This window comes from Helicobacter sp. NHP19-003, from assembly GCF_019703305.1.
In the GTDB taxonomy this organism is placed as follows: Bacteria; Campylobacterota; Campylobacteria; order Campylobacterales; family Helicobacteraceae; genus Helicobacter; species Helicobacter gastrocanis.
This window is the reverse complement of sequence record NZ_AP024814.1, coordinates 1,467,732-1,478,376: the sequence shown is the minus strand read 5'-3', so window position 1 is coordinate 1,478,376 and position 10,645 is coordinate 1,467,732. Positions and strand designations below refer to the sequence as shown.

The window sequence follows — 10,645 nt, the reverse complement described above, 5'->3', positions numbered from 1 at the left end:
TGAAATTATAGGCTGAATGGGTATTAAAGGTCGCCCCGTCAAAAGTGGCGTTGGCGATTTTAAAAATATTGTCCGCGCTGCCCGTGGTGTTAAAATCTGTGCCATTAAAATCAGCCGTGTTGGCGGTGATGTTGATGTTTTGGGCTTTTGTAAAATGGCTGTTGTTTTCAAAAGTGGCTTTGTTGTGGGCGGTGATGTTGACATCGGCAGTGGTGTTAAAGTTTGTGCCGCTGAAGGTGTCGGTGTCGCCGGCGTTGATGTTGATATTGCCTGTGGTGTTAAAGTTTGTGTTGTTGAAATTGCTGCCACCGCTGGCCTTGATGGTAACTGCCCCGGTGTTGTTGAAGGCCGCATCGGTGAAAGTGGCGGTGTTGGCGGCAATGCTTATGGCTTGGTCGTTGCTAAAATCAGTCCCGCTAAAACTGCCATCGCCACTAGAGGCGATGTTGACATTTTGGTCTTGGCTAAAGTTGCCACCGCTGAAAGTGGCGCTGTTGGCATTGACATTGACCGCTTGGCTGTTGTTAAAATGGGTGTTGGTGGCGCTTAAGCTGTTAGCGGCCCCACTCCCCCCGCCCCTAGGATTTTCACAGAGTTGCCGCTGCCCGCAAAAGTGGCGGCGTTGAGCTTAATGTTTTGGCCTTGTAATTGGATTGCCCCGTTTGTGTCGTTAAAGCCCTCTTGCCCGGCTTGGCCCGTGATGTTTAGGGTGTTGGCGGTGTTGAGGGTGATGTGTGTCGCGTTGCCGCTGAAGGTGAGGGTGGGACCAATGGTGAGGTTTTGCCCACTGCTTAGGCTGATAGACCCCCCGTTTTGCTCGTTAAAGCTGGTGTTGGCCACATCCAGCGCCCCTGTGGCCGCAATAGAAATGGCCGTATTGTTGCCGCTAAAGCGCACCGCGCCGCGCGCCGCGCCGCTCACGCTTTTATCATAAAGCGTGCCCTGTGTGCTCGTGCCTAGGGTGATGTTTTGGGCGTTTAACTTAACAGAGCCCCCGCTGTCCTTAAAGTCCGTGTTCGCGGCATTGATTTGTGTAGGGGTATTGGAGCTTTGGCTGGAGGCATTGAGCGTGATTGTGGCACCGCTTTGGCCAGTGAGGTTGGCGTGGTTGAGCTGGATGTTTTGAGAGTTTAAAGAGAGAGCCCCGCCATTGGCGTTTAAGTTGGAGTTTTGGATGTTTAGGCTTTGCGTCCCTGTGAAGGTGTTTTGGTTGGTTTGCTGCGAACCTGTGGCGTTAAAATCTAGGCCATCCATGGTCATCGTGTTTTGGGCACTAATGTTTAAATCGCCCGAACCGCCTTTGTTAGAGCCGATGTTTAAATCATTGGTGAGTAGGACATTGGGGGCACTTAGGGTGGTGCTGGAGCTGTTGCCGGTCTTTTCGCTGGGGTCTAAATTGACGCTGGCGCGCTGGGCTTTCAAGCCGATGGCCTGTAGCTGGTCGTTGCCGATGACTAAGGTCGCGTTGTTGCCAACGATGGTGGTGTCAGTCGCCCCGCCGCTCACTTGAGAATTGGCACTTAAAGAATTGTCGCCTGGGTTGTAGCCCGGGTCGCTGTGGTTGTGGGCGGGGTCAATGAAGGCCACACCATTGACCCCCACATTGTAACTTTGGGGGACATTAGGTTCGTTTTGCATGGGATAAACCGACTGCCACACATCGGCGGCTTGCGACACATATTGCAAGGCCATGCGGTTGTTGCCAAAGGTTTCTAAAAAGCGCGCTGTGCCAAAGCTCACCATGTAAGCCTTGTCGGCTGTGGGGATGTTGTAAACTTGGTTGTTGAAGATGAACGCACCTGTTACTTGCTGTGCGCTGCTCGCACTCTGCCCTTGGTAGTGGATGAGTTGCCACAAACGCCCGGCGTAGGTGTTTAAATAGTCTTGACTACTAGCTTGGATGGCGTTTTGTGTGTCTAGGATCGTGTATGTTTTGGCGGGGTTGTTGAGCGTGTTTTGGATGTTAAACACCGCATTAGAGCCTAAAATGACCTGCCCGCTTAAAGCGGTGGCAAAGGGGCTTAGGGCTTGGTTGCTCTGCGCGGTGTCTAGGGTCGTGGTGCCTTCAAAAGTGGTTACTTGCCCCCCCTTGTTGTAAGCCTTGAAGCTAAAAGTGTTGTCCCCGCTAAAGGTGGTGTTGTTGAAGGTCAAATTGTTGGTTGAAAAGGCGGCATTTGCCCCGCTCACAGGGTCTATGTTGAGCGTGGTGTTGCTAAAGGTGGCCGTTTGGGCGTTGACTAATAGGTGTTCGGCATTGATGCCGCTAAAGCCACTGGCCCCAAAAGGGGGGGTTTTACTAAAGTTTGGGACACAGCTACCATTTTTGCCATCGCAATCCATGTTGAGCGTGCCGGCATTTAGACTAACGGTAGACATCCCATTGTTGATTTGGGTGTCTGTGAGGGTGAGCTTTTGTGTGCCGGTCAAACTGATTTGGTTTTGATCTCCGCTAAATCGGCTGTTGTTAAAGGTGGTGTTTTGCGCACTAAACTTCATGTCTCCACCGATGATGGCACTAATGCTTCTCGTGTTGTCGATAAAAGTGGAGTTGCTGACATTGATGTTATTTGTGGCATTAAAGGTGGCAGAGGATTGCTCATCGCCAGCGATACGCTCCCAATAGCGCAGATCGTCCATAGTGAGGTTGTTAGAGGCATTGAAAGTGATAGTCGTCCCATGCCCGCCGTATTGAGCAGTGAGGATATTATGGGCATTTGGGGCAAGATTGTTGCCCGTTTGGAGGGTGTTGGTCATGTAAATATTGTAGGCACTAAACGCTCCCTTGATTGTGCCCGCCGTGTGTGTGTCCCCGCCGATAGAAATCGCCGCTTTGCTGGTCTGCCAATTTATGGGATTTGCAGTGTCGTTGCCTAAAATCAAGGTGGAATCGCTGCCCTTAATATTGACCCCAAAGGACGCAGGCCCCGCATTGGCGTTTGTGTTTAGGATTTTATAGCCATTGGTGGGGTTGGCTGCATTGGGGTTGATGTAGGCGACACCGCCCGGGCCTACAGAAAAATCGTGGGAGCCATTGAGGGGCAAAACCCCCGTGCCCCAAACATTGGTGGGTTGGAGCGAGAAAATCGAGATGGACTTAGGGCCAAAGGCTTCGCCAAAGGTGTATTGTTTGCCCCCCTCGTTGAAAGCGACATGGTAAATCGTTTCCCCATTGCTTTGGATTTCACTGGCCCCATCGCCACTATAAAGAGAGGCACTTTGATTGTGATAGCGGATGAGATTCCACAGAGCTTTGCCATAGCTTGAGGTGTTGATATTTCCTGTGGTGTTGAGGACACTATAAGAAGACCCCCCCGTTTGGCTGACATTGCTTAAATCCTGCGTGATGTTAAAAATCGCGCTAGGGCTTAGGGTGATGGTGCTGGCGAGTTTGGTTAGAGGCGAATTATGGGTCAAAGTGATGGTGTTTTGGATGTTAAGGCTACCGGTGTTAGTAACACTGGTGTTGGCATCGTTGAAAGACACATTGTTGAGGGTGAGATTGCTAACATCAATGTTGATCGCACTACCCCCATTTAAGGAAGTGTCGTTAAAGTTGCCATTTTGCCCCTTGAGTGCTAGAGTGTAACCATTTGAATTAAGCGTGGCGTTGTTGGCATTGATGTTTTGGCTGGCACTGATGCTTAAATTTGTATCCCTTTCAAGGTTTAAAGTTTGGGCTAAATTGATGTTGCGGGCGTTGATGGTGTCGTTAAAGGTCGCCGTGTCGTAATAATTTGTAAAGGTGTTGCTCCCTTGAGTCCCCACATTTAAAGTGGCGTTGTTAAGCCCAATGTTTAAACTACCCCCTTTCCATGTGAGCTGTGAGAGCAGATAATCCCCATCTTTATTGCTTGTGAGGCTTGCAGCATCGTTACACCAATAGCTGCCACAATAATAGCCGCCACCGCCATAGTAAAATTCGCCGTTGCGGTGATCCCACATATAGCCCACGATGTGTGTTTGGTTGCCTAAATCATAGGCTGCTAGCCCATTGTAAGAAGCCATAGCCCCCACCACAAACGCCCCTTTAGAGAGCACTTTAGAAGTGCACGAGCTTTGGCGTGGGACAATCTTAGGGGCTTCTTTGAAGACAAAAACGCCGGCGCGCTGGGCTTGGTTTGCCTTAATGCGCCTAGCGATGGCATGGCTGATTTTCAGGGAAAGTTTACTAGGTTTTCTCATAGAGCGCATTTTATCCAAAATTGGCTTTACAAGAATTAATGTAAATTTTTAGGCTTGGGTTTAATTTTAGATTGAGAGAGAAGCGGATACAATGGCTTTCGTGGTGGGAAAGCACCTCTTAAGCGGGGTGCCCCCTTTCCCCTTTTTCAGGTTAGTATAATGGCATTGGAAGCACCATCAACACCACGAGAGCCATCATCAGCTTCGCGTTGACTTCTCCTTCTTAGAGAAGCCGCCCACCACCTCCCTCAACTCTAGCTTAAGCTATACTTCGAATGTTCCACAAAGAAGTAGCCAACATGGCATCCGAGGTTTTGATTCTAACACGGCACACTTTAAAAGGGGCTTTTATAATTTTTATAAAATTTCTCCCCCTTTAGGCATATTTCCAAAATTTGGAATAAACTTTGCTTAGGATTTGGCAATTCACTTAAAGGATCACCATGCTCCGCTCTTTATGGTCTGGCGTTAACGGGATGCAAGCACACCAAATTGCCCTAGATATTGAAAGCAACAACATCGCCAATGTCAACACCACGGGCTTTAAATACTCCCGCGCTTCCTTTGTGGACATGCTCTCTCAGGTTAAGCTCATCGCCACCGCTCCCTATAAAAACGGCCTAGCGGGGCAAAACGACTTCTCTGTGGGTTTGGGCGTGGGCGTGGACGCGACCACTAAAATTTTCTCACAGGGCAATTTGCAAAACACCGATGTGAAAACCGACCTTGCGATCGAGGGCGATGGATTCTTTGTCATCAGCCCCGATAGAGGTGTAACACGCAACTTCACCCGCAGCGGAGAGTTTCTTTTTGATGCACAGGGCAGTTTGGTGACTACGGGCGGGTATGTGGTGCAGGGTTGGGTGCGCGATCCTAAAGACATGGGCTCTAAGGGGAGCGAAACCGATCTACTCAAAATTGACAACACCAAACCTTTACAAAATATCCGCATCGACCCCGGGATGGTGATGCCCGCGCGCTCCAGCACCAAAATTTCTATGCGCGCCAATTTAAACGCCGGCCGCCACGCCGACCAGATGGGCAACATCTTCATGCTCGACTCTTCTGTGCGCACCCCCTCTGATGGCGTGAAACCCCAGTACGACTCTTCCACGAATTTAACCCAAGTCGCCGAAGACATGGGTTCTTTGTTCAACGAAGATGGGGATGCGTTTTTACTCAATGAAGATCAAGGCATTTGGGTGAGCTATAAAAACGCCACAGTGAAAAGAGACATTTTAACCACAAACCAGAACAGCACGATCGAGATCAATGGGACCAAAATCTCTTTCACCAACGACTCGACCGTCTCTAAAATCAGCACCCTTTCCGCCGCCCAAAATGCGATCAATGCTGTGAAAAACAAAACAGGGGTGGAAGCCTATGTAGACAATGGGCAGTTGCGCTTGGAGAATAAAAACAATCTTGAGGGCGACAAGCATGTGAAAAACATCGTGGTTACGGGTGCAGGCACGGGCGCGTTTGCTAAATTCGTTAAGGGCGATCAGAGCATCACTGCCTTTAGATACCGCTACACTAAGGGCATCGATGCCGACTCAAGCACCGGGCAATTTAAAACCACGGAAGATTTACGCGCATTGATGCAACATGATGCCAACATCGTTAAAGACCCCAGCCTCAAAGCCAACTATAAAGATTCCACTGCATCTGTGTCTGTCAAAGTGAATAAAAATGGCATGTTTGAGATCACCAATAAGGACGATGGCAAACCACAAAAAGACAACCTCAGCATTTTTGTTACCAACTACACCTCCGCCAAAGTAACTAAAAATGTCCTCTTTGGACGCACAATGGGAGCACTCAACACCGCCTCTCTCATTGAGGGCGGGGTGTCCACTTCCACTTCTAAACTCACCCACGCCACGCACGCTAGTAGCGTGGACTTGGTGGATAGCTTAGGCACCAAACACACCATGCGCTTGGAGTTTTACAAAACAGGCGGGGCGGAATGGCGTTTTAGAGTGATTGTGCCCGAACCCGGAGAAATCATCGGTAGCTCTCCTGAACGCCCCAATGTGTTTGAAAATGGGGTGTTGCACTTCAATAAAGACGGCTCACTAGCGGGCATGAACCCTCCCCTTTTGCAGTTCAACCCACACAATGGCTCGGATTCGCCCCAACGAATCACGCTCAACTTCGGCACAGCCGGGGCCTTTGATGGGATCACCAGCGTGGATAAAATCTCTGAAACTTACGCCATCGAACAAAACGGCTATGTGGCGGGAGATTTGATGGATGTGCGCTTTGATGACAACGGGACCTTGCTTGGGGCCTTTAGCAATGGCAAAAGTCTAGCCCTAGCACAGGTGGCGTTGGCGAACTTTGCCAACGATGCGGGCTTGCAAGCCGATGGAGGGAGTGTGTTTTCAGAAACCAGCAACTCAGGTAAAGCACTCATCGGGGCGGCCAACACCGGGCGCAGGGGTGGGGTGTCTGGCTCTAAGCTGGAGTCGAGCAATGTGGATTTGAGCCGCAGTTTGACGAATTTGATCGTTGTGCAACGGGGCTTTCAAGCCAACTCTAAAGCCGTTACAACTTCAGATCAAATTCTAAACACCTTATTAAACCTCAAGCAGTAGTTAGGACATGCACGAGTATTCGGTCGTTTCCTCTTTAATGGATCTGTGCGAAACACATGCTAAAAAGCACAACGCCACAAAGATTGAAAAAGTTGTGGTGAGCATTGGTGAACGCGCTGGCATGGATAAACAGCTCTTCATGAGCGCATTTGAAACCTTTAAAGAAGAATTAGACATTTGCAAGGAAGCGATCTTAGAGATCGTGGATGAAAAAGTGGAGCTAGAGTGCTTGGAGTGCAAAAAAACCTATGTCCCGCCCAATTTGGAGTATGGCGTGTGCGGACACTGCGGGTCGCAAAATGTGCGCCTAAGCAAAGGCACCCAAATGCAACTGCTGTCTTTGGAGATGGTGTGATTGATGCGATTTTTCAAGAATTCATCAAAAAAGCCCCTGAGATGAAAGAGAGTTGGGAGGTGGTGCAACTCTTTGAAGAGGAGCGGCAGAAGTTTCAAGAGGAGTTGCAAGCCTACGAGGAGGAGATCGAGAATGCGCGGGCGGTGCTGAGAGACTTGCGGGCGCAAATCGTGCAGACCAAAGAGCAGATCAAGGAATTGCAAACCCTGCAAAAGGGCAAGGAAGAGGAAATCCAAGAAATCCGCCAAGAGTTGCTTTCGCACAAAATCAAACGCGATTTATGGCAGCTGGAAAAAGACAAGCCCGAACTGCAAGACACCGACGAACCCCTGCCCCAAGCGCTGGAGGTCGTGGAGATTTATTTAAAAGACCACTCCATTGCAAGGGCGCGGCCAGCCAAACGCTACTTTGCTGATAATCTCTACCGACAATACCGCGTGCTCTTGAGAGAAAACCATGTATTGAAAGATAGGGTGTTTGGGCTGGACTTAGAAAACAGCACGCTCAAAATCGAGTTAAGGGATCGCCAAACCCAAGACAAATTACAAGCCAAAGACCCCGAAGAGCCACAATGAAAATCTTGGTCAGTGCCCTAGAAGTGAGCTCCAACATCCATCTAAAAGCCCTGCGCCCCCATTTGCCAAAAGTGGAGTGGCTAGGCGTGTATGAACCCCTAAATGCAAGGGATAAGCCCATTTTGTCGCCTAAGAATTTTTCTGTGATGGGTTTTAAAGAGGTCTTTGGACGCTTGTTCTTTTTCTATAAAGCCCTAAAAACCATGGCGCGTTTAGCCGAGCAAGCCGACCTTGTACTGCTCATGGACTCGTCCTCGTTCAACATCCCTTTAGCCAAGCGCATTAAAAAGGCGCAGCCAAATAAGCCCGTTTTATACTATATTTTGCCCCAAGTGTGGGCGTGGAAGGCGTATAGAGCCCCGATCATTGAAAAACATTGCGACAAGCTCGCCGCCATTTTGCCCTTTGAACTGAGTTATTACCAAGACAAGGCGCAGTTTGTGGGGCATCCGCTCTTAGATGAGATCAAGTACCAAAAAACTGAAGTGGGGGGCAAGAGTGTGGTGTTCATGCCAGGCAGCCGCAAACAAGAAATCGAGCGCATTTTGCCTATTTTCGTGCAGGTGGCGCAAAAAATCGGGGGCAAAAAAGTCCTGGTTGTGCCTGCCAGCTTTCAAGGTTTGGATTTAAACACCCTTTATGGGGCGCATTTAAAGCTGTTTGAAGTGTCCTTTGATGCACATAAAAGCCTGTTTGAAGCGTCCTTTGCCTTCATTTGCAGCGGCACAGCCACGCTAGAGGCCGCGCTCATCGGTACACCCTTTGTGCTGGCTTACAAAGCCCGCCCTCTAGACTTTTTCATCGCTAAAAATTTGGTGCACTTAACCTGCATAGGATTGGCCAACATCTTTTACAACGCCCTACATCACGAGAGCCCGGGGCGGGGGCAAACCATGCTGCACCCTGAAATCATTCAAGATGACCTAAACGCCCCAACACTCTTAGAGATTTACGAAACATTAGATAGAGAGAAATTTCTACAAGAGTCGCAAAAAATCCGGACATATTTGCAACACGGGAGCGCGCAAGTGGTCGCCGAGTGGATCAGGCATGGCCTTAGGGCATGAAGCACCCAAGATGTATAGAGACTTGGACCACGCATGGGCGGCATCCATCCCACCTGCTAAAACAAACCCTCTGCGTTTGCCAGGGGGGATTTTTGCCAAAGAGTTTTAAATTCTTGTATAATCTTTGCTTTAGCAAGCACTAGGAGTCCTTATGGCAATCGCTCCCAAAAAACCTGTCAAGACAGCCCCCCAAGATGTCCCCAAGAAGTTGCGCCGCGTGGGGCTGTTTGAGACCTCCCAAAACACGCAGATCGTGCCTGCGCGGGGGTTATTGCAAGGAATCAATGACATCGGGCAATTCATCGTTAAGATGAAAAAGCATGTCAAAATGGGCGAAAAACCCGAAGTGGAGTGGATCATCGATCAGACTTGCAACCACTGCGGGGGTAAACTCCAGCACAACAAAGACCTAGCCACTTGCCCTTATTGCCACTGGGCCTTGCACATTGAGAGCCTGACCTACCAAAATGGCACGCCCAAAAGACCCTTAAAATGCCGTGTGGAGGGGCGCTCTTTGGTGGTGGACACCTCTATGGACCTAAATAACCCCTACCAGTCCAGCTTTAAGGGGGATTTTAAAATCCGCTATTTAAACCACGCCTGCTTATACATTGAGGCGGGGGGGGTGAGCTTGATCACTGACCCGTGGCTTTTGGGGCCCAGCTTTTTAGGAAGCGGGTATTTGGAAAAGGCGAGCTGCAAAGAAGCTGTGCATGTGCTTGTGAAGGCGGATTTTGTCTTCATCTCATCAAACCGCTCTAGTTGCTTGCACCCCCAAACTTTGGCCTTTGTCTCTAAGAGCAAGCCCTTCATTGTGCCTAATTTTGAGTCTAAGAGCGTGGAAAAAAGCCTAAAGGGCTTGGGTTTTAACAACATCTACCCTCTGGAGTTTGCCCAGATTTACGAGTTTGGCTCGTTTTTCCAATTCAGCGTGTTTGCTCCCCCAGATGGCACAGAAGAGAGTGGGCTGTATCTGTGTTTATCCGGGCATGATGTCATTGTCAATGCCTATGGGGGCTATCTCAATTCTTTTAATTTGCCAAGCGATTTGACTTTGCTTTGCACCGCCTTTAGCGGGGGGACCTCGGGTTTTCCTTTTTGCATCAACAACTACGATGAGGCCACGCAAAAGAGCCTGCACGCCAGCCATTTGGAGGGTTTTAAAAACCAGCTAGAAAACTTAATTGAAGCCACTAAGCCCGCCTATGTGATGCCCATTGCCACGCCCTACAATCAGGATGCCACTAGGGACAGCACCATTAAGGCTCTAAACCTCAAAAACCCCCTTAAAGAGGGGCAACAAATTTGCGAAATCCACAGCCGCAGCCACAAAAAACAACCCGTGAAGTGGTTGCCCCCAGAAGATAGCCTCACTTTGGAATTTAAAGAAAGCGACTTGGTACAATGGAGAGAGGACATCCACACCCTGAAGAAAGAAACCCCACAGGCTTATGTCAACTTTTATATAAGAAAATTCACCTACAATCCCACAGAGCTGATGGAATATTTAAAGGCGGCGGGCTACAAGGCGAAGCAAATCGTAACCTTTGTGCCGATGAATGAAACCTTTGAGCGGGTGGTCGCTCCCATCGTGCAAGCCAATTTTGACACACAAACTTTCCGCATTGTACCCGTGAGAACCATCATCAAACAGCAAGAGGGTTACCGCACTTTGGTGTTGAGGGTACGACCTGAGATTTTGGCATGTGTGGTGGCTAATGGCTTGTCCTTTGCAGAGATGGTCAGGGGCTTTCACTGCCGCTTAGAGCGCAGTCCCAACACCTATGAAGCCCACTTTTGGCACCATTTCAGCCACAAATACATCGCCCCCAAACCCTACACCATCGAACTTGCCAAAGGATGACG

The 10,645-nt window shown here is 49.4% G+C and carries 7 protein-coding genes; 6 read left to right on the top strand and 1 reads right to left on the bottom strand.

Annotated elements, in window-relative coordinates; all coding sequences use genetic code 11:
• Positions 1-16 precede the first annotated feature (16 nt).
• Positions 17-550, top strand: coding sequence for a hypothetical protein (locus K6J72_RS07590; RefSeq protein WP_221279471.1), 534 nt, complete (start codon positions 17-19; stop codon positions 548-550).
• On the opposite strand, the gene K6J72_RS07585 is transcribed toward K6J72_RS07590, so the two are convergent.
• Entirely contained in the window at positions 547-4,182 is a 3,636-nt protein-coding gene (locus tag K6J72_RS07585; RefSeq protein WP_221279470.1) for a beta strand repeat-containing protein, read from the bottom strand. The genes K6J72_RS07590 and K6J72_RS07585 overlap by 4 nt on opposite strands.
• 443 nt (positions 4,183-4,625) lie before the next feature.
• On the opposite strand from K6J72_RS07585, the gene flgE reads away from it, so the two are divergent.
• From flgE to K6J72_RS07560, 5 genes are all read left to right on the top strand, one after another.
• A complete protein-coding gene (flgE, locus tag K6J72_RS07580) occupies positions 4,626-6,782 on the top strand; it encodes a flagellar hook protein FlgE (protein ID WP_221279469.1) in 2,157 nt (718 codons plus the stop codon).
• Positions 6,783-6,789: 7 nt separating this feature from the next.
• Positions 6,790-7,137: a hydrogenase/urease nickel incorporation protein HypA gene (gene hypA / locus K6J72_RS07575; protein WP_221279468.1), complete on the top strand. Its 348-nt coding sequence runs from the start codon at positions 6,790-6,792 to the stop codon at positions 7,135-7,137.
• The gene (mua, locus tag K6J72_RS07570) at positions 7,134-7,712 is read left to right on the top strand and encodes a nickel-binding protein Mua (RefSeq protein WP_260320584.1); all 579 of its coding nucleotides are present in this window, start codon (positions 7,134-7,136) and stop codon (positions 7,710-7,712) included. The genes hypA and mua overlap by 4 nt, the downstream gene beginning before the upstream one ends.
• Entirely contained in the window at positions 7,709-8,779 is a 1,071-nt protein-coding gene (lpxB, locus tag K6J72_RS07565) for a lipid-A-disaccharide synthase (protein WP_221279467.1), read from the top strand. Before mua ends, lpxB begins: the two co-directional genes overlap by 4 nt.
• Before the next feature lie 151 nt (positions 8,780-8,930).
• Positions 8,931-10,643 (top strand): MBL fold metallo-hydrolase, encoded by a 1,713-nt coding sequence (locus K6J72_RS07560; RefSeq protein ID WP_221279466.1) that lies wholly within the window; start codon positions 8,931-8,933, stop codon positions 10,641-10,643.
• The last annotated feature ends 2 nt before the right edge of the window (positions 10,644-10,645 follow it).

What these genes read in the sequence shown, in the direction of transcription:
- K6J72_RS07590 (WP_221279471.1), top strand. Translation starts at nt 17, where the DNA reads ATGGGTATTAAAGGTCGCCCCGTCAAAAGTGGCGTTGGCGATTTTAAA.
- K6J72_RS07585 (WP_221279470.1), bottom strand. Translation starts at nt 4,182, where the DNA reads ATGAGAAAACCTAGTAAACTTTCCCTGAAAATCAGCCATGCCATCGCT.
- flgE (WP_221279469.1), top strand. Translation starts at nt 4,626, where the DNA reads ATGCTCCGCTCTTTATGGTCTGGCGTTAACGGGATGCAAGCACACCAA.
- hypA (WP_221279468.1), top strand. Translation starts at nt 6,790, where the DNA reads ATGCACGAGTATTCGGTCGTTTCCTCTTTAATGGATCTGTGCGAAACA.
- lpxB (WP_221279467.1), top strand. Translation starts at nt 7,709, where the DNA reads ATGAAAATCTTGGTCAGTGCCCTAGAAGTGAGCTCCAACATCCATCTA.
- K6J72_RS07560 (WP_221279466.1), top strand. Translation starts at nt 8,931, where the DNA reads ATGGCAATCGCTCCCAAAAAACCTGTCAAGACAGCCCCCCAAGATGTC.